Genomic DNA, 25,723 nt, shown 5'->3' on the forward strand with positions numbered 1-25,723 from the left:
GGAACCACGATCCGAGCGCGATAACATCCTGGCCCGTTCACACCGCAAGGGCTCAACCCTTGCCTTTCAATATTTAGGTAGATTGCGTTTGAACCGATGCAACAGGTCTTATGGGAGGACTGGCGATGACCACCCTAATCAACCGAGATCTTTCCTTACGGGATGTCAAGCTCGCGCCTCAACTGGAGGCCTTGCGCGAGGCCTATTTCCGCGCTGTGCCCGAGGTCTGCTCCGAGCGGCCGATGTTGATCACAAAATTCAGCCGGGCCGCAGGCCTTTTTGGCTGTGAGAAGATCACAGTCCTGGAGAAGGGCCGCCTCTACCGAAAGGTATTGGAGAACCGATCCCCCATTGCGTGTCACACCTGTGCCCATGAGCAGACCGCTGAAGGGATGAAGGAGTTTCGCTTCGAAGACAGCTCTCCTTTCGCAGGTTCCACCACCAGCAAGTTCAAAGGGGTGCCGATGTACCCGGAGTTCATGGCACTGTCCCTGTGGCCGGAACTTTGGACGTTGTCCCGACGCAAGAGCAATCCTTACTACATCAGCGATGGTGACGTACGAACGCTTAACTTCGATGTCTTTCCCTATTGGATGAAAGAGAACATCGTGGAACTGGCGCGCGCCCGCGGAGGCGATGCCGACCGCAACCGGATCCAGCTTCTGCAGAAGTTTGTTCTCTTCCTCGCCAGCAAGCCCAATTGCATTTCGCACACGATCCCCGACTTCTCCCGGGCCTTGAATGAAGGCCTGCGGGCGGTGATCGATGACGCCCAGGGGCGACTGGGCCCCACCGAAGAGGGTTCCCGGAAGGAGTTCTACCAGGCGATCATCGAGGTGATGGAGGGGGTGATCGCGTATGCCCACCGGTTGGCTGATGCCGCCGCTCAGATGGCGGACCAGGAAACCGATCCCGGCAGGAAGATGAACCTGGCGGAGATCGCGCGGATTTATCGACGCGTCCCGGAGTATCCCGCCGAATCGTTTCGCGAAGGATTGACCACGGTCTGGATTTGCTGGACAGCCCTTCACCTGGAAAATCCAAATGTCGGATTGAGTCTGGGCCGCCTGGATCAGATCCTCTATCCCCTCTATGACCGGGACCTCCAATCCAACCGCCTGACCGTGGAACGGGCGGTCGAACTGCTGGGTTATCTGTGGTTGAAGATTGGGGACCATGTCCCGATGATCCCGAGCGCCGGGGAGCAATTGTTTGGGGGGACCGGCTCCAACCAGGCGATTACCATCGGCGGCGTGAATGCGGATGGTCGCGATGCCGTTAACGATCTCACCTACGTGATGCTCCGCGCCATCGAACTGATGATGCTGCGGGATCCCAATCTCAATGCCCGCTACCACCCCGAGGTCAATGAGGACGCCTACCTCCGGAGGCTATGCGAAGCAAACCTGAACACCCGGGCCACACCTGCGTTGCACAATGATCGAGCGGTCATTCTGGCGCTGACTCAAAGTGGACACACCCTGGCGCAGGCCCGTGATTACGGCGTTATCGGGTGTGTCGAACCGGGAAGTAACGGTCGCTTTTATGGTCATTCCGGCGCCCTGTTGTTGAATCTTCCGTCCGCCCTGGAGCTGGCGCTGTTCAACGGACGGCACCGGCACTTCGGCATGGAAACCGTCGTCAGCCTGGAGACAGGCGCCCCGGCGACTTTTACATCGTTCGAGCAATTTAAGCAGGCCGTCAGGAAGCAGATTCTCTGGGTTGTTGATCAGGCCGTGGCCCTCAACGAGCTGCTCGGAAAGATTCATCAACAGTTCTACCCGACACCGATCCTCTCGGCGCTCTTTGAAGGTCCGATGGAAAAAGGCAAGGACTTGATCGAAGGTGGCGCCACCCTGAATGCGTCTGGAATCGCAGTGATCGGGCTGGCGGATGTGGCCGACTCTCTGAATGCCATCGAGAGGCTGATTTACCAGGAGGGACGGATCCAGTTCTCCGAGTTTCTCAATGCCCTTTGCCGCAACTACGAAGGATACGATTGGCTCCTGACACGGTTGAGGGATCCGGACAGGACACCCCGTTTCGGCAACGACGATCCCCGGGCAGACCGCAACGCCCTCTGGTTGACCGAAACGCTCCATGAGACTGTAAAGGGCAGGCAGAACTACCGGGGGGGAAGATACCGGGTTGGATACTGGACCATGACCAATCATGCCGGCTTTGGCCGTCTCATCGGGGCCACGCCGAACGGACGAAAGGCCGGGGAAAACTTTTCGAGCGGCCTGACTCCCAATTCCGGAGTGACCCCCTCTTTAACCGCAGCGCTGCATTCGGTGGCCAAGTTCCCCCCGCATGTCATCACCAACGGAATGGCGGTGAACCTCAAGTTCACACCCGACGATGGCGATCCGGAGAAAATGTTGGACACTTTCGTCGCTTACGTTAAAGGATATTTCGATGCGACGGAGGACGAGCCCGCCGGTGGCATGGAGATCCAGTTCAATGTTACGTCTCACCAGGACTTCCTGGAGGCAGTGAAAAATCCCGGCCGGTTTGACAAGCTCCTGGTGCGCGTCTCCGGCTACACAGCCTACTTCAAGGACCTGAACCCGCAGATGCAGAAAGAGATCATTGATCGGACGGAATATTTGCTCTCGACCGGTCGGGCAGTACCGTACGAACCATTCCAACTGCCCTGAGGAGGCGATCATGGCTTCGACGATCAGGAAACTTGCTCTCCGTTTGGTTTCCGCCATGTCTTCTGAAGGGACCCAGAGTTCGCTGGTGCGGCGATTCTCGAGGCCCCTCGCGGACCAGCTGTGCGGGAAGGTCACTGATGACTTCATGGAGCTGCTCCTTCGAGGCATGGAATTGTCATTCTGCCTCTCGAAGGGCTACCGGGAGAACATCCGGGGCTTCGAGGGGACCTATGTTTTCAGGACTGACGACGGAAAGGTGGGTTGTACAGCGGTGTTTCACGACGGTGAGATGGCGGTCGACTCCGGCGTCCGTACTCCCTATGAGGTTCGGGTCTCCTTCAAGGACCCCAAGGCACTCTGGAGATTCCTCCTGGCGGAAAACCAGGATATCCTTGATTCCATTTTGGCAAATGAGGTCGAGGTGGATGGGAACCTGAATTACATTTACCGGTTTGGGTTCCTGGCGAGGGACCTTCAGCATCGCCTGGGAGTGGCATGAATGGAAACCCGCCGTCCACTTATCATCGACATTAAACGCGACAGCCGGGAAGACGGCCCGGGCATTCGCAGCGTGGTGTTTTTTAAAGGGTGTCCCCTGCGTTGCGTCTTCTGCCACAACCCCGAGGCGCAACAGTCGGGACTCGAGATCGCATTTGCTGAGGAGCATTGCGTCAGGTGTGGGGCGTGCCAGGAAGCTTGCCCGCGCCTGGCCATCGATCTTGACCGCGCCTCGCGCATCGACCGGGAGAGTTGTGACCATTGCGGACGATGCGTCGAGGCCTGCCCCGAGGGCGCCTTGCGGATGATCGGCACGTACTGGCCGGTGGAAAACCTGGTGCCTCTGCTGCTGCGAGACGTCTCCTTTTATCGGCATTCCGGCGGCGGTGTCACGCTTTCGGGAGGCGAATGCACGATGTTTCCCGATTACGTGCGTTCCCTCTTGCAGAGACTCAAGGCTTGCGGCATTCACACCGCCCTGGAGACGTCAGGCTATTTTGACTACGAGGTGTTTGCCCGCAAGATCCTTCCCTACCTGGACCTGGTCCTCTTTGATATCAAGATCATTGACCGCGAAGAGAGCCTCAGGTATTTGGGACGATCGAACGAAAGCATTCTCAACAACCTTCGCCGGCTCTTGGCGCAGGACACCGTAGAGGTCCGACCCCGGGTCCCGGTGATTCCGGAAATCACCGATTCGCGCGACAATTTCAGCGCGGTGGTCAATTACCTTTGCGAAGCCGCGGCCAGGGAGATTTCTCTGGTTCCCTATAATCCTCTCGGCGCAGCCATGTACACTCGTCTCGGCAGGGCGATTCCCGATGTGCCATCCGGCTTCATGAAACCTGAGCGCGAGGAACAGACCTTCAAAATGTTCCGCGAGATCATTGAGAGAAAAAGGGGGCAACGCCGGCAAACCGAAAACGCCGAATTACCAGGCATCCCGGTGCCTCCTGCGGTTAAAACAGAGGAAAAGCATCCATGAGTAGTTCGGGTGGCAGGGATCCTACACTCATATTCCTCTAATACGAAAATCATTGAAATTGTTACAAAATCGCACATCATTCATTGTAGGGGCGCATCGCTATGCGCCCCTACCGCGAAGATTCCACAATTACCCCATGTGACTCCAAATCCAACGCTTGTATTAGTCCCAATAGTGCCGTCCCGCACCGACCACGTTCCCGAGCACTCTTCACGCAATTAGCTGCCAGTCATCCGAGCAGTCGGACCTGAATGCTACGGGTGTGACAACTGGCTGTGCCCCCATCAGGGCAACCTGAAGTTCACATCCACCGTGGTCACGACCTCAACTGGCGCGCCGTTGAGCAGGGTGGGTCTGTATTCCCATTGCTTGACCGCGTCCGTCGCCGACTGCACGAGCAGCGGGTGACCACTCACCACCTGGATATTGACAACTTTCCCATTGCGATCAATGAGGACACCAAGGACCACCGTACCTTGAATGCGTGCTTGCTTGGCGAGCGGCGGGTACTCGGGTGGAACCTCGCGAACAAGGTTGCGTGACTGTACTGTGCCACCGACGCGGATGCGCTGGACTCCAGGCGCCGCTGGCGGAAAACCTTCCTCAGGTCGAACCGTTGTCATGGGCGGGATCTCGCCGGGTGAGAGGTCCCCCCTCCCCGGTCCGGGCAGGTAAATTCGAACCACCATGACGTTCTCCCCACCGGGGGGGGACAGGGCGATGCGTAAATGCTCGTCGAATTCCCGCACGACCTGCAGCAGGCGGTCCATCTCTCCAGATGTTGCCAAGCTGCCTGCATGAATGGGCAGTTTGCTGAGCAGCGCGTCGCGTGCTGAATCAGTCAATCCTTCAACAACGATGTGACTGACGGTGCGAGGGGTCCCGATAGCACTGTCTGGAGCAGCGGAAGGGTGTGGCGGTAGCTCACCCTTCGATGGTGCAGGAGGGGGAGGGGGTGGCGCCGGGACGGCTTCAGACTTGCCAGGTCCGGGAACACTCGGAGGTGGAGGCTGACTTAACTGAAACTGGATCGAGACTTCGACCTTCTTTCCCTCCATACCCCGGGCATAGTGCCATTGCAGGACGGACTGCAGCGCGGTGCGGCGCAGTTCCGCAGGTCCACCGACGACGGTGGCGTCATTCACAGTGCCGTCGTTGCCGACGAGGACGTTAAGAACCACCGTGCCCTCGATTCCCTTCTCTCGCGCTGCCTGGGAGTATTTAATACGAGCGCGATGGATGAGGTTGGCCTCGCCACTCATCACCTTGACTCCTTCCGCGTCCGTCACCAGCTGGGGGGTGGCTTTCAGCGGCAGCGACCCGACGGCGAACCATCCGGCGATTGCGAGCGCGGCTACGCCCGCGCCGAGCGATAACCACCACCTTCGTTTGGACATTTTAACCTCCTTGACGATACTGGCCACTCGCGCGGCGAGGTGATGCTTTTCAAGAAACAACGGCGCGGGCGCCATGTTGAGCCGTTCTCGGATACCGGAAACTGCCAACAGAGCATCAACGTACCCATCGCGCGCCTGAGTGCACTGAATGACATGACGATCCACCGTCTGCTCGCGGGCAAGCTGGATTTGGGCGAGCAGCCACCACAGGGCGGGATGGAACCAAAACACGGTGCCGACACATTCCTCAAACACGGTAAACGGCCAATCCCGACGCCCGACGTGGACCAATTCGTGCCAAACGACCAGGGCCTGTATCTTCGGTTCCAGTTCCAGAAACGTGGGAGGAAGAAGCACCACCGCTCTGTTGACCCCAAAGGTGACTGGTCCGGCCAGATCTTCGCAAACCCTCAGATGGGTCCAGTTGCGCAAACGGAATTGAACGGCCCGAACGGAATCGGAAACCGGATCAAGCGCAACCGAGACACCTCTTAGCCGGCGTAGACGATAGAGACCCAGAATCAACCACCCCGCGCGGATCCCCATGCCGGCGATTAAGGACGCCAAGATAAACTCGCGCGTCGGGAACGACCGACGGGCCGGACTCACCGGAACGGACACACTCTTTGTTACTCCCGATACGATTTCACCCGAAACGGCTACCACGGCACGCCGCCACGGTTGGATCAGCGGGAGGAGCAGGCACGCCGCCAGTGCGATTTGCCAGTAGACGAGGCGGGCCCGGGGGTCGTGCATTCTCAACACAAAGGGCGCCAGAGCAACGACCGCCACCAGCAAGGCAATTTGCCCGTTGTAAGACCAAAAATTGCTCCAGGCCAGTTCGGTCATGACTTCTTCCCGATCAGCCGCGAGATCTCCTCAAGATCCCGGGAGGTTAGTTTCCGGTCTCTCACTAAATGCAGGAGCAAGGGTGCTGCAGACCCATTAAAGACCCGCTGGAGGAACTCCCGGACCATCGCCTGCACCACCTGTCGCTGCGGCTGGGTCGGACGGTAGAGGTACGCCCGATCGACCAGGGTTCTCTTCAGGCGCTTCTTCTGTTCCAGGATCTTCATCATCGTCATCACCGTGGTATAGGCCACCTTGCGGCGTTCCCGGAGGGTTTCATACACGTCACGGACGGTCGCCTGTCTGCGTCCCCACACGATCTGCATGATCTCCAGCTCCAGGTCGGTCAACGTCGATGTCTTGGGTTTCATACTAATACTTTAGTACTAAGTAATTGGTAATGTCAAGAACACAATGATTTCCCCGTTGGGTCTGTTCAATTGTATAAAAGTTCAGACCTGACCCGAGGAATCGTTGCGGATGAGGGATGTCTTTCTGTTGGAAAGGTCTGACCCGAAAAGCCTTCCGAGGGCTTCCTGCCCCGGGGTGCCGCAGGCATGTGTTCTGTACATGCCTGCGGCTGCCAGAGTCCTGGAGGCCGCGGTTGGTCGTGGCCCTTGGGGGATTTGCCGGTGGCCTCACCGGGGGGAGTAGAGGCGTCATGGATCACTCTTCGCAGACATGCACAAAACGCATGTCTGCGGCACCCGCTATTTTCCTTGAGTGCAAACTGGAATAGTAGCGAAAGAACACCATAATTGGGGTCTTTCCAATCTCCATTTCAGCCAGCGACATGATATACTGGGTGCCGATTCCCCCCCTGTAATCCCCTTCAACGTTCCCCCGTCCAGGAGAGTCCATGGCCAGACCGCTGCGAATCGCATGGGAAGGAGCATGAAGACGTGACCCCAATCATTGGATTTTGATTATAATGGGCCGATTCAAACCTGACCTCAAATCCGGAGAGAATGATGAAATCATTCCCAACTGTCCTTTTCCTTGGAAGCGTTCTGCTCGCGACTCTTGTGGCCTCTCGACCGACGGCGATCCCCTCTGATCAGGACCCCCTCCGATTGCCGGAGGAAAAACACCTGCACAACCTTCGCCAGTTGACATTCGGGGGGCAAAACGCCGAGGCCTACTTTTCGGCGGATGACAAAAAACTGATCTTCCAGTCCACGCGTGACGAATATCCGTGCGACCAGATTTTCACCATGAATATCGATGGGTCAGAGGCGAAGAGGGTCTCCACCGGCCACGGGCGCACCACCTGCGCCTACTTCGCTCCGGATGGAAAGCGAATCACCTTCTCATCGACTCATCTTGCCAGCCCGGAATGCCCGCCTCGGCCCGACTACTCGCGCGGATACGTGTGGCCGGTTTATCCGGCTTATGACATTTTCAGCGCTCGGCCCGATGGGTCTGACCTGAAGCAGATGACCCATACCGCCGGCTATGATGCCGAGGGTGTCATCTCCCCGAACGGAAAGCGAATGGTCTTCACTTCCATTCGGAATGGAGACCTGGACATCTATACCATGGACCTCGACGGAAGGAACGTGAAACAACTCACCCATGAATTGGGATATGACGGCGGGCCGTTTTTCTCTTACGATGGCCGGTGGATCGTCTATCGCGCCTACCACCCGGAGTCCGGGAAGGATATTGCCGAGTATCGCGAGCTGTTGAAACAAAGCCTGATCCGCCCCACCACCCTCGAGATTTGGATGATGAAGGCGGACGGGACAGCAAAACGGCAAATCACTCACAACGGCAAGGCCAATTTCGCCCCGTGTTTCTTCCCCGACGGAAAGCGGATCATTTTTTCATCAAATATGCAGGACCCTAAAGGAAGGATCTTTAACCTGTACTCCATCAAAGTGGACGGTTCCGGGCTCGAACGCGTCACATACAGTGACGCCTTTGACAGTTTTCCAATGTTCAGTCATGACGGGAAGAAACTGGTCTTTGCCTCGAATCGGAATGGCAAGGTCCCACATGAGACGAATGTGTTCATTGCGGACTGGGTTGAGTGAGGGGAAGTTGTCGGTTCTCGGTTGTCGGTTCTCAGTTGTCAGTTCTCAGCGGTCAGTTGCAAGTTCCTCGCTTTCACTCCGCAATCCGAAATCCACATTCCGCAATTCAGAAGACCCGCAGGGCTCAAGCTTGGGCGATCAATTGCCGCAGCATGTAGGGAAGAATTCCGCCGTGCTGGTAGTATTCGACTTCGATGGGGGTATCGATGCGGGCGGTGACCGGGACCTCTTCGCTCTGGCCATTGGCGCGATGAATGGTCAGGGCCATCTCCTGGCGCGGCTTGATGCCTCCTAAAAAACCCGTGAGGTCGAACGTTTCCGAACCGTCGAGGCGCAGAGACTGAGGGCCCACGCCTTCCTTGAACTGACACGGCAGGACTCCCATCTGGACCAGGTTGCTGCGGTGGATGCGCTCAAAGCTCTGCGCGACGACCGCCCGGATGCCCAGCAAGCGCGTGCCCTTGGCCGCCCAATCGCGGGAGCTGCCGGTCCCGTACTCCTGGCCGGCGATCACGACCAGCGGTTTGTCTTCGGCCTGATACTTCACCGCGGCGTCGTAGATACTCATCTCTTCCCCGTCCGGCTGATGCACCGTGACGCAACCTTCTGTGCCCGGTACCATCAGGTTTTTGAGCCGCACGTTTGCGAACGTCCCGCGCGTCATCACCCGGTCATTGCCGCGGCGCGAACCATAGCTGTTGAAGTCTTCCACAGACACGCCCTGCTCATTCAGATACAAACCGGCCGGAGAATTCGGTTTGATCGCGCCGGCGGGGCTGATGTGATCGGTGGTGACCGAATCTCCAAAAATGGCCAGGGCCCAGGCCCCGCGGATCTCCGCGAGGGGGCCAGGCTTCATCCCAAGGCCGGAGAAATAGGGGGGCTCCTGGATATACGTGGACTCCGGATCCCACTCGTACACCTCGCCTCGAGGACTGGGAATCTCGTTCCAGAGGGGGTTCTGCGCGGCAAAGTTGTGGTAGAGTCTTCGATAGGTTTCAGGATCGACCGCTGAGCGCATGGTATCGCGGACCTCTTCGAGGCTGGGCCAAACATCCCGGAGGTAAACACTGGTGCCGTCCTTGCCCTTTCCTAAGGGCTCTTTCGTCATGTCGATCGCCACCGTGCCGGCCACCGCAAAAGCGACCACCAGCGGCGGGCTCATCAGGAAGTTTGCCTTGATGTTCTGATGGACTCGCGCCTCAAAATTGCGGTTGCCGCTCAAAACGCTGGCGGCGATCAGGTCATTCCGGGTGATCACCTCTTCGAGGTGCGGCTCGAGGGGGCCGGAATTTCCAATGCAGGTCGTACATCCATAGCCGACGAGGTGGAACCCCAGGCGGTCGAGATAGGGCTGGAGCCCGGTCTTCTGAAGATATTCTGTCACTACACGGGACCCGGGGGCGAGCGAGGTCTTCACCGCCGGACGGACTGAAAGTCCTCTTTCAACAGCCTTCTTCGCCAAAAGCCCCGCGGCCAGCATTACACTCGGGTTGGAGGTGTTGGTGCATGAGGTAATCGCCGCGATGAGCACGTCGCCGTGGCAGAGATCCACCGGTGCACTGGAAAACTCCTCTTCGGGCACCTCTTCGATCCGATCGGGCGTGGGATGCTCGTTAATCATCTCCATTTCGTCCAGCGTAGCGGCGGCGCTCAGGTTGGGGCCCCCGCGGGGGGCCAATTCCTGCACTCCGGCCGCTGCCACAGGGTGAGGGATTCGCTGTGCTTCGCTGCCCATCGCTGTGCTGAACCGGCGATTGATCTCCTCACTGGATTTGTTATAACCGCCTTCCTGGACCGGTTTCCGCATAAGTTCGAGGAACCTCTCCTTGATCTTTGGCAGATCGATTCGATCCTGCGGCCGTTTGGGACCCGCCACCGCCGGAACCACATCCTGGAGATCCAGTTCGAGCACCTTGCTGTATTGGCAATCGCCCTTTCCCGGTATGCCAAACAGTCCCTGAGCCTTGAAGTAGTTCCGAACCAACTCCACCTGCTCGCTGCTCCGTCCCGTCGCGCGATAGTAGGCGCACGTTTCCTCATCCACAGGAAAGAATCCCATGGTCGCCCCGTACTCGGGCGACATGTTCGCAATCGTGGCGCGATCCGGCACCGACAGTTTTGCGGCTCCCTCGCCGTGATATTCCACAAATTTCCCCACCACCTTGGCCTTTCGCAACATCTCGGTGACATGCAGGACGACGTCGGTCGCGGTCACTCCTTCATTCAGCTGTCCGCTCATGTGGACGCCGACCACATCGGGCGTCAGGAAGTAGACGGGCTGGCCAAGCATGCCGGCCTCGGCTTCGATTCCGCCGACGCCCCATCCGACGACGCCTAAGCCGTTAATCATCGTGGTATGAGAATCGGTCCCCACCAGGGTGTCGGGATAATAAACGCCGTCTCTTTCGAGCACCCCCTGGGCCAGGTATTCCAAATTGACCTGATGGCAAATCCCGATGCCCGGGGGAACGACCTTGAACTTGTTGAACGTCCCCATGCCCCATTTCAAGAATTGGTAGCGCGCCCGATTGCGTTTGAACTCCATTTCCATGTTGAGGTGGAGGGCCTCAGCGATTCGGGCAACATCCACTTGTACGGAGTGATCAACCACGAGATCCACGGGAACTGAAGGTTCGACCCTTTTCGGGTCCTTGCCCAGCCGGGCCACCGCCGAGCGCATCGCAGCCAGATCGACAAGTAAAGGAACGCCCGTAAAATCCTGCAATAGAATCCGCGAGACAACAAAGGGGATTTCTTCGGTGCGTTCGGCCACAGGACGCCAACGGGCGAGCGTCTTGACATCATCCTCCACGATTCGCCGGCCATCGTAGTTGCGAAGCACAGATTCCAGGACAATGCGGATGCTGACCGGCAAATTTGAAATGGGCCCGACCCCTTCCCTCTCCAGCTGAGGGAGCGAATAGAATTTCCCGGCCCGGTCACCGGCAATTCTGAAGGATTGGAGCGAATTAAATAGATTGTGAGCCATTGACGGTGAGCCTTCCTTCTTTGCTATTTCAAACGGCGAACGGCCAGCAGCGCCAGGTCGTCCGTCTTCGGAACACCGGCCCGGAACATCGACAGGTCTTTGAGGCAGGCACTTACCAGTTCCTTCGCCGCGAGGGCGTGGTTGGCGCTGGCCAATCTCGACAACCGTTCAAACCCATATTCATCGCCTGCCCCATTCTGGGCCTCCGAGACTCCATCCGTGAAAAGAAGGAGGGTGTCGTTGGCAACGAGGCGCAGCCGGGTCGATGAGAATTGCTGATCGCAGAATACGCCGACCGGGAGGCCCGTCGCGCTGATACGGGTGACGTCACGGCCATGAACCAGCAAAGGGGGCAGGTGGCCGGCATTGCAGATTTCAACTTCCCCCGAGTTGCTGGCTCTTCCACAGACCAGGGTCGCATAATGTGTCGGGAGCGTGGTTTCGCAGAAAACTCGACTGGCCCGCTCAACGAGCTGACCCAGAGGCAATCCCAGGGAAATCAGGGTCCGAAACATCGCATGAAGCTGCGCCATAAGCATCGAGGCCGCGACCCCTTTTCCCGACACATCCCCCAGGATGAAATAGAGGTCTCCCCCTTCCACACGGACCAGGTCACTATAGTCGCCGCTGATGGGGCCGGCCGGTTCGTAATGATAGGAGGCGTCCCACCCATCAAAACTCATGCTCTGTTTCGGGAGCAATCCACTTTGGATGAGCGCTGCCAACTCGAGGTCTTTTTCGAGGGCGCGCTGCTGGCCCGGGGTGAGGTGATCCAGGCAAAACTGGGCGAGCGGATCTGCCACCAACCGCTCCGTTTCAATGGGGTCATGACAGACCTCGCACAAACCGTATGCACCGGTATTCATGCGCTCCAGGGCGGCATCCACTTCTTGCAGGAGGTGGGAGAGGTTCTCTTGCACCGGGGCCCTCAGCGCTGCGGCCTCAAGTTTGTGACGCCGGTCAAGCAACTGCCCACGCATCATATTCTCCATGTTAGTCGCCATGATCTTCCCTCTCAATCCGGGTAAACCACCAGTGATGGATTATCCTGCCGGAGAGACGGCGTTTCCCGGGTTCAAGCCGGACACTTGATCATGAGGGTCTCTCCGGATACGATCATCAATTCGTCCGTGCTCTCTTGAATGTGCAGTCCAGCAGAAAATGCCCCACCCCGCCCCTTCGGCGCCATGACGAGCCGCTCGGAATGCCCCGGTCTTGCACGTCCTGATCATTTGAACAGCAGAGTATACCCCTGCCGGGCAGAGGCGGCAAGATGGCCCATTCAAAAACCAGTGCGGGTTAGAGGGGGTCAGAATTCAGAAACGATGAGAGGGGGATTTCTGCTTCAGAGACGAGAAACAAGGCCTGCCACCACATCGAAGCCATCTGACCCGTCGAGAGGCCTTCAGCGCCGGGTCATGGTCGAAGCCTCTTCCGCCGATAGCGATTCTTCCTGAGTGACGGATTCCTCTGCGGGGCGTTGCCGCACATGAAACAGTCTTCCCACCCACGAACGCAATTCTTCAAGATAGAGGAAATAAACCGGCGTGATGTAGAGAGTCAGGAGCTGGGACACCACCAATCCGCCCACCACGGCAAGGCCCAATGGCCGGCGTGATTCCGCTCCCGCGCCCACTCCCAGGGCAATCGGCAGCGTGCCCATCAATGCCGCCATCGTGGTCATCATGATGGGACGGAACCGGATCAGGCATCCCTCGTAGATTGCTCCGAAAGCGTCCTTCCCTTCTTTCCTTTGGGCCTCCAGGGCAAAATCAATCATCATGATGGCGTTCTTTTTGACGATGCCCACCAGCATGATGATTCCCACGAAGGCATAAATACTCAGGTCCACCTTGAAGATCATCAGGGTCAGCAAGGCTCCAAATCCCGCGGAAGGAAGTCCCGAAAGAATCGTGACGGGATGGATAAAGCTCTCATATAAAATTCCCAGCACGATGTAAATCACGAGGATGGACATGATCAACAAAAGTCCCAGGCCCTTGAACGAGGCCTCGAAGGCCTGGGCCGTCCCCTGGAAGCTTGTGCTGATGGTGGCGGGCAGGGTTTCTCGGGAGACCCGGTTGACCTCGGTGACGGCATCTCCCAGCGAAACACCCGGTTTGAGATTGAACGAAAGCGTAACGGCGGGGAGTTGCCCAAGGTGATTTACCGTCAGGGGACCCAAATCTCTTGTCAAATCGGCGACCGCATTCAAGGGAACCAGTTGTCCGCCCGAAGACCGAACATAGAGCAATGAGAGGGCGCTGGGATTCCTCTGATATTGCGGCTCCAACTCCATAATGACCTGGTACTCATTGTTCGGAGCGAAGATCGTGGAAATCTGGCGGGAACCGTAAGCTGTGTAGAGGGCATCCTCAACCTGTTGGGCCGTGACCCCGAGCGCCGAAGCCTTGTCCCGGTTGATCACCACGTTCAGCTGAGGGTTTTTGATCTGCAGGTCACTGGCGATGTCCTGGAGGCCCGGCAGTTTGCGCAGCTCCGCCTCCAGGTGCGTGGCGCCCTGATAGAGCTCATCGGTATCCGGACTCTGAAGGGTGAATTGGTATTGGCTCTTGGTGAGCTGTCCCCCAATCCGAATCGGGGGAAGATTCTGCAGATACACGCGCATCCCGGGGACCACGGCCAGCTTCGGGCGCATCTCTTCGATCACCTCATCGGCGCTGAGCTGTCGATCCTTGCGGGGCTTCAGACGCATGAAGAGTCGGCCCGTGTTGCCGGCGGTGTTGGGTCCTCCGGCTCCAACGCTCGACATAAATGAATCGACGTTGGAATCCTGGGCAACGATGGCGGCCACGATCTTCTGATGCTGGGCCATGTCATCAAAAGAAATTCCCTGGGCCCCTTCTGTGAATCCAAAAATCTGCGAGGTGTCCTCACTGGGGAGAAAACCCTTGGGAACGATGACGAAAAGATATCCCGTCGCCACCAGCAAAATGAGCGACACCACTAAGGTGACCAGCCGGTATCTTAGGACTTTCTTGAGGCTCCAATTATAGACTTCACGCATGCCGTCGAACACCCGCTCCGACGCCATGTAAATCCGGTTGTGTCTTTCTTCGCGGGGAGGTCGGAGGAAGCGGCTGCACAGCATCGGGGTCAGGCTGAGAGAGACAAGACCCGATACAAGGATCGCCGCAATGATGGTCACCGCGAATTCATGAAGGAGCCGGCCAACGATGCCGCCCATGAAGAACACCGGGATGAACACCGCGGCGAGCGACAGCGTCATGGACACAATCGTAAATCCAATCTCCTTGGCGCCGTTCACCGCCGCCTCACGGGCGCTTTCCCCCATCTCCATGTGCCGCACAATATTTTCAAGCATGACGATGGCGTCGTCCACCACAAACCCGACCGAGAGGGTCAACGCCATCATGGAGAGATTGTCGAGACTGTAATCCAGAAGATACATCACCGAGAAGGTCCCGATGATCGACATGGGGAGCGCCAAGCTGGGAATGATCGTTGCCGAAACATTGCGCAAGAAAAGGAAGATGACCAGAACCACCAGAAAGACGGTGAGCTTCAAGGTGAATTTTACGTCATTGACGGAATCGCGAATGGAGAGAGACCGATCGTAGAGAATGCCCAGGTTCACTGAGGCCGGCATCAACTCCCGGAAGCTGGGCATGAGGCTCTTGATGGAATCCACGACCTCGACCGTGTTGGTTCCGGGCTGGCGCTGGATGGCCAGCACAATCGCCCGGGTGTTATTGAACCAGCTGGCCACCTTGTCGTTTTCCACACTGTCGATCACCCGGCCGAGTTCGCCCAGACGGACGGGCGAACCATTGCGGTAGGCCACAATGATGGGCCGATAGGCTGCCGCATCCATGAGTTGTCCGTTTGCCTGAACCACGAAGGCCTGGTGGGTCCCCCACAGGGTTCCGGTGGGCAGATTCACGTTGGCGTTCTGCACGCTGCCCGAGACTTCGTCGATCCCGATTCGCCGAGTGGCCAGGGCCTGCGGATCCAATTGAACGTGAACCGCATACTTCTGCGAGCCAAACACCTGGACTTGCGCTACCCCGCTGATCATCGAGATCCGCTGGGCGATAAAGGTCTCGGCATACTCATCCACCGTGGAGAGCGGCAGAGTCGGTGAATTGAGCGCCAGGTAAATAATGGGCTGGTCGGCCGGATTGACCTTCTGATAGATGGGCGGTGTCGGCATATCGGGCGGCAGCTGGCGGGAGGCCTTCGTAATCATGGACTGCACGTCCTGCGCCGCGGCGTCAAGACTTCGACTCAGATTAAACTGGAGCGTAATTGAAGTCAGCCCCTGGGCGTTGGTCGACGACATCGAATCCAATCCCGCAATCGTGGAGAATTGACGTTCGAGCGGCGTCGCCACTGCCGAGGCCATCGTCTCAGGACTGGCACCCGGCAGATTGGCCGTTACCTGGATGGTTGGGAAATCCACATTGGGAAGATCGCTCACCGGCAACAATCGGTACCCGATCAGTCCAAACAGCAAAATCGCCAGCATGACCAGCGTCGTCATGACCGGCCGATGAATGAAGATTCCAGCAATACTCATGAGCTCTTTTCCTCAGTGGCTTTCAGACCGCCCTTGATTTCCACCCGGGAGCCCGGCACAAGACGGAGCTGGCCGTCCGTGACCACCGATTCACCGACCTGCAGTCCTTTCTCGATGACGGTGTCTGCATCGAACGCCGCACCCACCACGACGGAGCGCGACTCGACGGTCCGATCCGGCCTTACCACAAATACAAACTGTCCCTCCTGGCCTGTTTGGATGGCCCGGGTGGGAACGATCACCGCGTTGGGTCTAGCGCTGAGGGTCAAGACCACATTGACGAATTGACCCGGCCACAAACGGCGGCGCGCGTTGGGAAAGGTCCCTTTGAGGAGGATCGTCCCGGTGTTGCTGTCCACGGTATTGTTCACAAACGTGAGGACACCGGATTCCGGCGATCCCTCATCGTTGGGGATAACGGCCTTCACTCCCAACTTTCCCGCCGCCATGTGTTTCTTGATCTCCGGCAAAAACTGCTCGGGGACGGAGAAATCAACATAGATCGGGGTAATCTGATTGATCACGACCATAGACACGGTGTCATTGGCCTTGACGACGTTTCCTTGATGAATGAGGAGGCTTCCGGTGCGCCCGTCAAGGGGAGAATAAATGGAACAATAGGAAAGCTGGACCTTGGCATTTTCAACGGCGGCCTTATCGGCCCGGATCGCCTCCTCCAGGGTGTCATAGGTGCTTTGATACTGGTCGGCCAGCTGTTTGGGGACAATTCCCTGCTGGTATAGGTTCGCGTACCGCTGAGCCTGGTCCGAGGTGTACTTTACCTGGGCCTGGTCCCGGGCCAGATTGGCCTCCGCCTGGTTCAATGCAGCCGTGTAGGACCGTGAATCAATGGCGAATAGCAGATCCCCTTTCTTCACATCCTGACCTTCGACAAAGTTGACTCGGGTCATCTCACCATTCACCATCGCCTTCACGGCGACTGTGGAAAAGGATTCCCCGGTTCCGATGGCACGAATTTCAACCGGAATTGTCTTCTGGACCACAGCAGCAACTGTGACCGGAACCGCACTCCTTATCTGAGGATCGGGCATTTTTCCGGGGGAGCCCTTGCCTGAACAACCGGAAAACATGACGCCAACCAAAAACACAGACGCCAGGGACCCAACGACCCGGGTCCTGGGCCTTGAGAGAACTTTCAGGCCAAGATAATTGCAGTGGAGGTGTTCCATAAGACGATTTCTCATATGTTTAGATTCCCTGGGAGCCGCCACCCAACCTCGGCGGCTTTCCTCCTGATGATAATCAAGCGTACCCACCGCGCCAAGCGAGCCCTCTCACCTTCTTGCTCCCGGCGCCACCTCCGCTTCACCGGATCCCTTTTATTAAATCATCCGGCGAAATCAGAGACGAGAGACGCCCTCTGAGGCTACCACGTTACGAGAGCGCCCTTTGTAATAACTTGTGCCGATACCGATCCAGTTCACCGCCGCTTCGTCCTTCCTCCCGCCTTGAGAGGCTTCCTCGCGCGTGCCTCCATCCCCTGCAGCCAAATATCGGTCAAGACGTCGCTCACCTGCTTGCGATCAAATTTCTGATAGTGCTTGCCACCAAACAGTTCCTGAATCAAGAAGTGATAGATCACCATCCCCAGGAAGCCGCGAGCTGCCAGAAGCGGATCCACTCGCCGGAACCTCTTCTCCTGAATTCGTCTACGAATGTGGGCTGCCACCGCTTCGTAATTTTCTGCCACATAGGTCCGGAAGAAGCGGTGTGACAACCGGTGATTTTCCAGGGCCGTAAAGAGGAGGAGGCGGCTCAGGGTGGAGTCCTCGGTGTTGCGCCGCAGGATATCTTCGGCAATCGAGGCAAAGATGACACGGTCATCCCCGCTCGTGCGCAACGCCGCTTCCAGCTTTTCGCGCTTCCCGGCCATCCGGCACTTGTAATCAATGACAGCCCAGTAGAGGTCTTCCTTGCGCGGAAAATGCCGGAAGATAATGGCTTCACTCACTCCGGCGCGCTGCGCAATCTGCCGCGTGGTTGTGCCCTCGAACCCCTGGAGGGCAAACAGGGCCATGGCCACTCGCATGATTTGTTCACGGCGAGCGGCGGAAGCAATTCGATTGGAGCTTCGAACCATAGTAAGTAAGCACTTACTTTGTACCTGTCGGTGATGGTTGTCAACGAGAAGCGCGCGAAGGCCATAACAAGAGAAAGATCTCACAAGCCGGACATGAGAAGGAGGTCACGCTCACTCGACTCGGGAACGCAGGCAACCCCCGGAAACTGGAGGACACTCGCCTTACAGCTCAGGTGCGAATGGAAAGGGCGTTGGGACTACCGTCAGGGAGATTTCCTTCGGGGAGTCGGGGGGGATGTCGTGTCGACAGCGCGGGCCTTCTTAACTCTTCCGGGGCAACACGTAAAACATCACCGCAAAAAAATGACACGCGCTTCCGGCCAGGACGAAGAGATGCCAGATGGCGTGGTTGTAAGGAATCTTCTTCCAGACATAGAAGAGAATCCCGGCGGTGTAGATCAAGCCTCCCATGACGAGCAGCCGGACTCCGCCCGTTGGAACGAACGTCAGCATGGGTTTTATGGCAACAATCGCCATCCAACCCATCAGCAAATAAATTGACACCGAGGTGACCTTGAAGCGATCCACGAAGAAGATCTTGAAGACAATCCCGAAAACCGACAGCCCCCAGACGACGCCGAACAGGGTCCATCCCCACCCCCCATGAAGGAGGACCAGGGTAAAGGGGGTGTAGGTCCCGGCGATAAGGAGGTAGATCGAGCAATGATCGATGACCTTGAGGGCGTGTTTCAGGCCAGGGGATTGAACGCTGTGATAAAGGGTGGAGGCCGCGTACAGTCCCACCAGCGTGATTCCATAAACTCCGCAGCTCACAATATGCAGCCGGGTCCCATACATGAAAGCCAGCGCCACCAGCACACACAATCCCGCCAGACTTAAGACAAGCCCGAGGCCATGCGTCAACGCGCTGGCAGCGTCTTCCGGGGTTAGAGCTCTCAACACCTTCGTCATCTTCTTAGAATCCCTGCACTGAAACCCGGTCTCAGTCCTTGCTCCCCTCCACGGGAGCGGAAAACGGAATTCTCCGTCCGCTGCATCCTAATCGGAGATTAAATGTCAGGAGAATTCTAATCGAAGCCCGATTGAGATGTAAACCCCCTTTTTGGCGGAAGGTGTCGAAGGGACGTATTCATGCTGGATTTAACCGGGAGGTCGCAGAATGGCTTGGTTTCGGCGGACCGCTTCCACGGCCCGGGATCGGGCCCAACACCAAGTGCGCCAGTCCGCGTATTCTTGCGGCGACCATCGACGAAGGATTCTTGGAACCAACAGGTCCCGATGCGCCGGGGTCAAATTCGGAAGCGCCCTGATCATCTCCGGAACCGCGTCCGCACTCAAGGAAGCGACATATTCGGCATCCAATGGGTGTCCTGTGTTCTCACGGGACAAATTGACGCGGGCGATGAACTGATCGGGATTCACGATGTGGAGAGTGAGAACGATCAGGAAGCCGGCCGTCATGGCGCCAAAGATAAAGTGCTCTCGCCGGCCGCGGAGCACCGTGACCGAAAACCAGATAAACACGACTGCCAGCCATCCCATGAAGGCCGTCGTATAGAAACGCTGTTCCGTTAGACCGTATTCTTGTTGGTACAGATACATGCGCTCCAGCGCTGAAATCATAATCACCGCCACAAGTGCCAGCTGGAACCCCGCCAGCCACCCGAAAATTCGCCGGTGGGATGGCTGCTCCTTGGGCATGAGCCAATGAACTACAAGAAGCAATGGAAGGACCAGTGCCGCCACCGCCACCAATTCAAAAAACCCCCCGCGCGCATACTCCGCATAGGTCAGCCCGGGAGAGACCTGAACCCATTGCGCCCCCCCAAACAGGTAGCGAACCTGGACGAGGACAAAGGACAGGAAGAGAACATTCAGAGACGTCAGGACAATACCGATTTCAATGATCCCCAGGGAATGGGCCGGTGCATGCCATTCTTTGACCCTGCGAATTTCTGTCCCAAAGATCAGTCCCCTCAAGAAACCGCCCACCGTCCAGGCAAACAAGACCACCAGAAAAAGGTGCGAAAACAAGCTCCTGAGATTGATCCGGATGATGTCCTCTACAAAATGGCTGAAGACGGCGTCGGCCCCCGTCAGAAGTCCCCCGAAGAGCAGCAGCAGGGGGATCGTGATGAGCACACCTCGCACCACCGCAATCTTCTGCTGCGAACTTCGATCCCTGACGGCATCCCGCCATGAGACATCGCTGAAGAGAAGCGCGATGGAGCCAAAGGCCGCGTTCAGCCCGGTCATGACCGCTCCCAGACCGTACTCGACCAAGCTGGAGCGAAGGACGGTTCTGCCCTGGGCCCGGAGCATCAAGAGCGAAAGGGCGACCAGCAATGAGAAGATATCGAGAAGGTTCAGAGAAAGCGCATCGCGCCAGGCCATCCCGATGGAAGAAAGTACCCCGGTTAAAATCAGCCAAAGATAGCCACTGGCAAACGCGTCATCACGCCATCGCCGCACCGCAAAAACAACCGCACCGCCACCCAATATCCAGAGGGGAAAATTCAGCCCCCAGGGGGTTGCCCGCAGGAGGAGGTCTCCCCCCAATCCCATCGTCAATGCCAACATAATCAACATCAGTCCCTTTGGCGTCTTTTGATCCATGATCATTCTCCTCGAACATGTACCGGGCCCATGCTCTGCTCGAACGCCCTCATCCCTGGTATGGATCTCTGCGGGCCATCCCACACTGAAGATCGTTCAGACGGCCGCCGATTCCGGGAGGCGGCCAAAGCGTCGTTGGCGGGCGTGAAACTCTTCAACCATGCATTTGAGATCTTCCACTTTGAAATCCGGCCAGAGCACCCGGGTGAAGAAGAATTCCGCATAGGCACTTTCCCACAGGAGAAAATCGCTCAACCGCTGTTCACCCCCGGTGCGAATGATCATATCGACGGGCGGTGAGGACGGTTCAGCGTGCATGACCCGGGACAGTACGAGGGCAAAGGCGTCCGGGCCCGTGCCGTCGGCTCCCCAGAATTGCAGGGCGGCCTGCCGCAGGGTCTCCCGGGCAGAGTAATCGATGGCCAACCGGAGCAGGAGCCGGCTGCCGTCATGCGTCTCCCGTTCCACCGACTCGATGGCGGCCCGCAATGCCCGGGGGAGCCGGTCTTGGCGGCCGATCACATTGATACGAACCCCTGCCTCGGCAAAGGACGCCGCCTCGGTCCTGAAGAAGTTCTCGAAGATTCCCATCAATCCCTTAATTTCAGCAGGAGGGCGCCGCCAATTGTCCGAAGAAAAAGCAAACAGCGTGAGGGTTCCGACGCCCAGGGCCGGCGCCGCAAGAACAAGCTGTCGTACCGTTCGGGCGCCCGCGCGGTGACCGGCCGTGCGCGGCCACCCCCGTTGGGCAGCCCAGCGGCCGCTGCCATCCATGATGAGGCCCACGTGCAGGCCGGCAGGGTTCGATATGCGCAAACTACTTTGCATCATAAAGTCACAATCCAAAAAAAATCAACCCGCGGGCGGACGGCCCCGCGTCGCCTGGATCAAGGCCTCCATATGGTTGAGATACCGATCGAGGGCGCGCCGGCCTGCGGCCGTGAGCCGATACTCGGTTCTGGGAATCCGCCCCTCAAATGATTTGGAGCAGGCCACGTAATCCGCTTCCTCCAATTTGCGGGCATGCACACTCAGATTCCCGTCCGTGGTGTCCAAGAGCTTCTTCAATTCGTTGAAGGTCAAAGATTCATTCACGGCGAGCGCGCTGACAATTCCCAACCGCAAGCGCTCATGGATAAGGCGGTCGAGCTCGGGCGCCCCCTTTCCCGCCTGGCGGCCGGGAAGGCCGCGCAGCCGATGTTTTTCAACGCCTGGCTTGGACTGGCGCCATGAGGAGAGCGCGCTGGATTTAGCCACCATACCTCCTGGCAATGAGGGTCCCAAACAGAATATGCAAACCCCCGAAGCCCCCCGCCAGGAACGCATTGGACCACGCGGGGGGACTGAGAAGCGCGATGATTCCCAGGAGGGCGAAGCAGAGCCCCATGACCGGGACGATCCGGATCGAGAAGGCCCCTCCCGTCATCACGCCCGTGCCATATATCAACAACCACAGCCCGGGAATCACCGCGATCTGATCCGCCCGGTAGAGCACCATGGTCAGCACCGCTCCCGCCAGCATGGGCGGGGTCAGGCTGAGGGCGAATTTCCGCCCCGGCACGGAAAAGATCGGCAACTGCGCCTTGCGGGCCTTCCAAAAAATCGCCACAACCCCGATGCTGAGAGCCAACAACGCCTCCATCAGCCAGCTCGCCATCCACACCTCGGCCGACGAACTCCGGGACGCCACGTAGGCGGCGACGAGCGCCGTGATCCCCATGACCACGCCCCCCTTGCCGGGCACCGCGGTAAACGACGAGGAGCGTTCCATCGTCTCGCGAATAAACTGCAGGTTCTCCAGGGCATGCGTGTGCAACCCGGGGGGGTCGGCGAGGTACGGGCGATGCTGGGGATTGACCGTCATCGGCAACATCCTAGCCGATTGTTCTGTTTTGTCAAGTACTTTGTGTCGCAAAGCATAGAATGCCCGCTGAGGTACCAGGAAGACCCGATGCCGTTGCATCCGGCCCGGTTCGACGCGTGGGATAATTGACAACCCACAAAGGGGAGGAGTATGTTGTCGCAGTGCCGTCACTGAATCGGATCGTTGATTCCCCATCCGCACAACCATTAGGTTATTTTATTCGGTGACTCCCTCGCCCGAAGTCCCGGAGACGATTGTGAATTTGAGGAACCACCCAGCTCCATGCCTGTTGTTGGTCTTCTTCCTGGGCGTTGCCCTGGCCCTGCCTTCGAAACCCTCCGCCGCACAAGACGGCCCAAAGAGTTACGGGGAGGAGCTCAAACGGGCCCAGGCGGATCTTGCGGCCCAGCAATACAATGATGCGATCCGGGGTTTCATGCGGGCCAATAAGCTGAAGGAAGACCGCTCGTCGGAATGCTATTGGGGCATAGCGCAGGCCTATTTTGAATTGGGCGCCTTCCCCATCGTGGTTGAGAACTGCGACCAGGCGCTGAAATACGCCTCCGACGATTCCACGCGCGCCCAGGCCCATTCTCTGAAAGGAAATGCGCTCGAGGAGCTGGCGGGCGAGAAGACCGGAGCACTGGCCGAGGCCGAGGGGGAATACCGTGCCGCCCTGGGCCTCAAGCTCAGCCCCCCCCTGCCGGTTCTGCACTTCAGCTTGGGAACTGTGCTTTTGAAAGAGGGGCGAGTGGCCGCCGGGATTGAAGAGTTGAATGTCTACTTGCAGCTCGAGCCGCAAGGTCCGATGGCCGCAAAGGCGCGACAGGCGATCAACGACGCGCGCCAATCCCCCGCGCCATCCTCCACGCCATCCCCCGCCTCCATCCCCAAAGCCGTGGCTCCAAACTTCTCCTTTCGGACTCTGCAAGGACAGCAACTTTCCAGGGAGACATTAGGGGGGAAGATTGTGTTGCTGGATTTCTGGGCTACCTGGTGTGCCCCCTGCCGGGCCGCGCTGCCCGGACTCGAAAAACTGCATCAAAAATTTGCAGGTGAAGACCGTTTCGTTCTGATCAGCATCAGCGCGGACCGGAGTGCGGGGGCCTGGAAAGAGTTTGTGAAAAATGCCGGGATGGACTGGCCACAGTATCACGATCGCGATGAAAAGGTTCAACGCCTCTTCAGTGTGCGCAGTTTTCCCACCTATGTGCTGATCGGGCCGGATGGGGTCATTCTTCAGCGTTTTTCGGGATGGGGTGGAAGTCGCGACCGTCTGCTCCAGGACGACATTAACCGAATGTTGAATTCGCTGCCCCGCAAGCCTTCGGGAGGTTGAAAACTCCGGACGGAGACAAATCGCAAACCTTGGTAGCCCGGAACTGCCCTCGCGATTTGCTTCAGCGAACCTGCTTTAAAGTCTCATTCAACAACGCCCACGTTTCCCGGACACGCTCTTCAGTCGTTCTCAGATTGCCTATGGCGAGTCGGAGGGTGAACTTTCCATCGAGCTTGGTATGGGAGAGAAACGCCCGGCCCGTCGCATTGACGCCCTCGAGAACCCGTTCGTTCAGCGCATCGAGTGTTTTCCCGTCCTCCAGGCCGTGAGGATGAGCGCGGAAACAGACCGTGGAAAAGGGGGTCGGGGCGAGCCGTTCGAAATCAGGGCTGGCATCGATCCAGCCGGCCAGGGTCTGGGCCAGGCGGAGGTGTTCCCGAATGCGCGACTGGAGCCCATGCACTCCGAACGCGCGAACCACAAACCAGAACTTGACGGCGCGGAATCGCCTCCCGAGGGACACCCCGTAGTCCATCAGGTTTTTTACCTCCTCGTCCGCGCTCGTGCGCAGGTATTCCGGCACCAGAGAAAACGCCCGCCGCAGGATCCCGGGCTGGCTCGTATAAAAAGCGCTGAAGTCCACCGGGGTGAACAGCCATTTATGGGGATTGGTCACGAAAGAATCCGCATGTTCGCACCCCGCCAGGATATCCCGTTTCTCAGGCAGGATCGCCGCGCTCCCGGCATAGGCGGCGTCCACATGCAACCAGAGATGATGGCGCCGGCAGATCTCGGCGATCGCCGGCACGGGATCCACTGAAGTCGTCGAAGTGGTTCCCACAGTGGCGCAGACACAGAAAGGCCTCCACCCGGCGGCAATATCCTCCCGAATCGCTCTCTCCAGGGTCGCCGCATCCATCCTGAATTCTGAATCAACCGGGATTTTCCGGACTCCCTGCTGGCCCAGCCCCAGCACGATGGCCCCTTTTTCAATGGAAGAATGGGCATGCTCGCTGGTATACAGCCTCAGGCGCGGAAGATCGGTCCGTCCCGCCATGCCCTCCTCGCGAATCCTCAGGTCGAGCGACTCTCGCGCCGCCGCGATGGCGCACAACGAGGCCACGGAGGCCGTGTCGTGAACCATGCCGAACCAGTTCTCGGGAAGACCGAGCATCTGTCGCAACCAGCCAAGCACCACCTCTTCGAGTTCTGTGGCTGCCGGCGAGGTCTTCCACAGCATGCCATTCACGTTGTACGCGGCTGCCACCAGTTCACCCAGGATCCCGGGCATCGATCCTGTAATTGAGAAATAGCCGAAGAACGCGGGATGGTTCCAATGCGTGTTGGCGGGGGTGATGATGCGGTCCAGGTCGGAGATGGCCTCCGCCAGTGATTCCGCTTCCAGGGGAGGAGCAGGAGGCAGCTGGGAACGGACCCAGCCGGGCTTCACCGGCGGCAGAACCGGAAGCGTGCCCACGGTGTCCAAATAATTCGCCGCCCAGTCCACAAGCTTGTATCCCATTGTCCGAAACTCCTCCGTATTCAGGTCGCCCAAACCGGAGGCCGAAATCCTGGAAGACGTTTTCGCGGGAATCTTAGGAACACTCATATAGAGGCCTCACCGAGAGTAATGGAAGAATCGACTCTGAATTCAACGACGAGTCATCGGCAAAGTCAACAGAGAAGATGAAGAGGTGGACGTCGCTCACACCCCCCCTGGAGCCCGTCGTGTCCAGAGGGTTGCGGGTAATGTTCCGGGGGTGGACCTTCTAACCAGGAAGAAGGCATCCTTGCTACATCAACAGAAACGCGCCGGCCCTCCCAAAAAGAATTTCAGGGGCCTCGATGGGCAATGCTATAATCCCCCCTCGACGAAAACGGGTTGGTCCTATTCGGCGCGCCGAAGATGAACCAACAGTTGCAG

18 protein-coding genes are annotated in these 25,723 nt (G+C 58.2%); 5 read left to right on the top strand and 13 right to left on the bottom strand.

Annotated elements, in window-relative coordinates; all coding sequences use genetic code 11:
• The first annotated feature begins 125 nt into the window (after nt 1-125).
• From LAO21_08855 to LAO21_08865, 3 genes are read left to right on the top strand one after another with little or no spacing between them, the layout of a single operon-like run.
• Entirely contained in the window at nt 126-2,660 is a 2,535-nt protein-coding gene (locus tag LAO21_08855; protein ID MBZ5552814.1) for a hypothetical protein, read from the top strand.
• Nucleotides 2,661-2,670: 10 nt separating this feature from the next.
• Nucleotides 2,671-3,159, top strand: a complete 489-nt coding sequence (locus LAO21_08860) for a hypothetical protein (GenBank protein ID MBZ5552815.1) — start codon at nt 2,671-2,673, stop codon at nt 3,157-3,159.
• Entirely contained in the window at nt 3,160-4,143 is a 984-nt protein-coding gene (locus LAO21_08865; protein MBZ5552816.1) for a glycyl-radical enzyme activating protein, read from the top strand. It abuts the gene before it with no gap.
• A 284-nt stretch (nt 4,144-4,427) separates the two neighbouring features.
• Here the strand turns inward: LAO21_08865 and LAO21_08870 are convergent, their stop codons facing one another.
• Entirely contained in the window at nt 4,428-6,389 is a 1,962-nt protein-coding gene (locus LAO21_08870) for a M56 family metallopeptidase (protein ID MBZ5552817.1), read from the bottom strand.
• Nucleotides 6,386-6,760, bottom strand: coding sequence for a BlaI/MecI/CopY family transcriptional regulator (locus LAO21_08875; protein ID MBZ5552818.1), 375 nt, complete (start codon nt 6,758-6,760; stop codon nt 6,386-6,388). The genes LAO21_08870 and LAO21_08875 overlap by 4 nt, the downstream gene beginning before the upstream one ends.
• A 597-nt stretch (nt 6,761-7,357) precedes the next feature.
• On the opposite strand from LAO21_08875, the gene LAO21_08880 reads away from it, so the two are divergent.
• Entirely contained in the window at nt 7,358-8,425 is a 1,068-nt protein-coding gene (locus LAO21_08880) for a hypothetical protein (GenBank protein ID MBZ5552819.1), read from the top strand.
• Between the two features lie 124 nt (nt 8,426-8,549).
• On the opposite strand, the gene LAO21_08885 is transcribed toward LAO21_08880, so the two are convergent.
• The 10 genes from LAO21_08885 to LAO21_08930 form a co-directional block, all read right to left on the bottom strand.
• Nucleotides 8,550-11,417, bottom strand: coding sequence for an aconitate hydratase (locus tag LAO21_08885; protein MBZ5552820.1), 2,868 nt, complete (start codon nt 11,415-11,417; stop codon nt 8,550-8,552).
• Nucleotides 11,418-11,440: 23 nt separating this feature from the next.
• Nucleotides 11,441-12,421: a SpoIIE family protein phosphatase gene (locus tag LAO21_08890; GenBank protein MBZ5552821.1), complete on the bottom strand. Its 981-nt coding sequence runs from the start codon at nt 12,419-12,421 to the stop codon at nt 11,441-11,443.
• A gap of 401 nt (nt 12,422-12,822) precedes the next feature.
• Nucleotides 12,823-15,978 (bottom strand): efflux RND transporter permease subunit, encoded by a 3,156-nt coding sequence (locus LAO21_08895; protein MBZ5552822.1) that lies wholly within the window; start codon nt 15,976-15,978, stop codon nt 12,823-12,825.
• Complete coding sequence (locus tag LAO21_08900) at nt 15,975-17,183, bottom strand: efflux RND transporter periplasmic adaptor subunit (GenBank protein MBZ5552823.1); 1,209 nt, start codon at nt 17,181-17,183, stop codon at nt 15,975-15,977. The genes LAO21_08895 and LAO21_08900 overlap by 4 nt, the downstream gene beginning before the upstream one ends.
• A gap of 236 nt (nt 17,184-17,419) precedes the next feature.
• Nucleotides 17,420-18,028, bottom strand: coding sequence for a TetR/AcrR family transcriptional regulator; helix-turn-helix transcriptional regulator (locus LAO21_08905; GenBank protein MBZ5552824.1), 609 nt, complete (start codon nt 18,026-18,028; stop codon nt 17,420-17,422).
• A gap of 312 nt (nt 18,029-18,340) precedes the next feature.
• A complete protein-coding gene (locus LAO21_08910; GenBank protein MBZ5552825.1) occupies nt 18,341-18,991 on the bottom strand; it encodes a hemolysin III family protein in 651 nt (216 codons plus the stop codon).
• Nucleotides 18,992-19,180: 189 nt separating this feature from the next.
• Nucleotides 19,181-20,656, bottom strand: coding sequence for a DUF4173 domain-containing protein (locus LAO21_08915; protein ID MBZ5552826.1), 1,476 nt, complete (start codon nt 20,654-20,656; stop codon nt 19,181-19,183).
• A 96-nt stretch (nt 20,657-20,752) separates the two neighbouring features.
• Complete coding sequence (gene uppS / locus LAO21_08920; GenBank protein ID MBZ5552827.1) at nt 20,753-21,484, bottom strand: di-trans,poly-cis-decaprenylcistransferase; 732 nt, start codon at nt 21,482-21,484, stop codon at nt 20,753-20,755.
• A 24-nt stretch (nt 21,485-21,508) separates the two neighbouring features.
• The gene (locus LAO21_08925; protein ID MBZ5552828.1) at nt 21,509-21,916 is read right to left on the bottom strand and encodes a transcriptional regulator; all 408 of its coding nucleotides are present in this window, start codon (nt 21,914-21,916) and stop codon (nt 21,509-21,511) included.
• On the bottom strand, nt 21,906-22,520 hold the full coding sequence (locus LAO21_08930) for a hypothetical protein (GenBank protein ID MBZ5552829.1): 615 nt from the start codon (nt 22,518-22,520) through the stop codon (nt 21,906-21,908). The genes LAO21_08925 and LAO21_08930 overlap by 11 nt, the downstream gene beginning before the upstream one ends.
• A gap of 256 nt (nt 22,521-22,776) precedes the next feature.
• Between LAO21_08930 and LAO21_08935 the strand changes: the two genes are divergently transcribed.
• Entirely contained in the window at nt 22,777-23,859 is a 1,083-nt protein-coding gene (locus tag LAO21_08935; protein MBZ5552830.1) for a redoxin domain-containing protein, read from the top strand.
• 61 nt (nt 23,860-23,920) lie between these two features.
• Here the strand turns inward: LAO21_08935 and LAO21_08940 are convergent, their stop codons facing one another.
• On the bottom strand, nt 23,921-25,408 hold the full coding sequence (locus LAO21_08940) for an amino acid decarboxylase (protein ID MBZ5552831.1): 1,488 nt from the start codon (nt 25,406-25,408) through the stop codon (nt 23,921-23,923).
• Nucleotides 25,409-25,723: the final 315 nt, after the last annotated feature.

This window comes from Terriglobia bacterium (assembly GCA_020073085.1).
GTDB lineage: Bacteria > Acidobacteriota > Terriglobia > JAIQFV01 > JAIQFV01 > JAIQFV01.

Excerpts from the sequence above, each read along its gene's own strand:
- LAO21_08855 (MBZ5552814.1), top strand. The coding sequence starts at position 126 with ATGACCACCCTAATCAACCGAGATCTTTCCTTACGGGATGTCAAGCTC.
- LAO21_08860 (MBZ5552815.1), top strand. The coding sequence starts at position 2,671 with ATGGCTTCGACGATCAGGAAACTTGCTCTCCGTTTGGTTTCCGCCATG.
- LAO21_08865 (MBZ5552816.1), top strand. The coding sequence starts at position 3,160 with ATGGAAACCCGCCGTCCACTTATCATCGACATTAAACGCGACAGCCGG.
- LAO21_08870 (MBZ5552817.1), bottom strand. The coding sequence starts at position 6,389 with ATGACCGAACTGGCCTGGAGCAATTTTTGGTCTTACAACGGGCAAATT.
- LAO21_08875 (MBZ5552818.1), bottom strand. The coding sequence starts at position 6,760 with ATGAAACCCAAGACATCGACGTTGACCGACCTGGAGCTGGAGATCATG.
- LAO21_08880 (MBZ5552819.1), top strand. The coding sequence starts at position 7,358 with ATGATGAAATCATTCCCAACTGTCCTTTTCCTTGGAAGCGTTCTGCTC.
- LAO21_08885 (MBZ5552820.1), bottom strand. The coding sequence starts at position 11,417 with ATGGCTCACAATCTATTTAATTCGCTCCAATCCTTCAGAATTGCCGGT.
- LAO21_08890 (MBZ5552821.1), bottom strand. The coding sequence starts at position 12,421 with ATGGCGACTAACATGGAGAATATGATGCGTGGGCAGTTGCTTGACCGG.
- LAO21_08895 (MBZ5552822.1), bottom strand. The coding sequence starts at position 15,978 with ATGAGTATTGCTGGAATCTTCATTCATCGGCCGGTCATGACGACGCTG.
- LAO21_08900 (MBZ5552823.1), bottom strand. The coding sequence starts at position 17,183 with ATGAGAAATCGTCTTATGGAACACCTCCACTGCAATTATCTTGGCCTG.
- LAO21_08905 (MBZ5552824.1), bottom strand. The coding sequence starts at position 18,028 with ATGCGAGTGGCCATGGCCCTGTTTGCCCTCCAGGGGTTCGAGGGCACA.
- LAO21_08910 (MBZ5552825.1), bottom strand. The coding sequence starts at position 18,991 with ATGACGAAGGTGTTGAGAGCTCTAACCCCGGAAGACGCTGCCAGCGCG.
- LAO21_08915 (MBZ5552826.1), bottom strand. The coding sequence starts at position 20,656 with ATGGATCAAAAGACGCCAAAGGGACTGATGTTGATTATGTTGGCATTG.
- uppS (MBZ5552827.1), bottom strand. The coding sequence starts at position 21,484 with ATGCAAAGTAGTTTGCGCATATCGAACCCTGCCGGCCTGCACGTGGGC.
- LAO21_08925 (MBZ5552828.1), bottom strand. The coding sequence starts at position 21,916 with ATGGTGGCTAAATCCAGCGCGCTCTCCTCATGGCGCCAGTCCAAGCCA.
- LAO21_08930 (MBZ5552829.1), bottom strand. The coding sequence starts at position 22,520 with ATGACGGTCAATCCCCAGCATCGCCCGTACCTCGCCGACCCCCCCGGG.
- LAO21_08940 (MBZ5552831.1), bottom strand. The coding sequence starts at position 25,408 with ATGAGTGTTCCTAAGATTCCCGCGAAAACGTCTTCCAGGATTTCGGCC.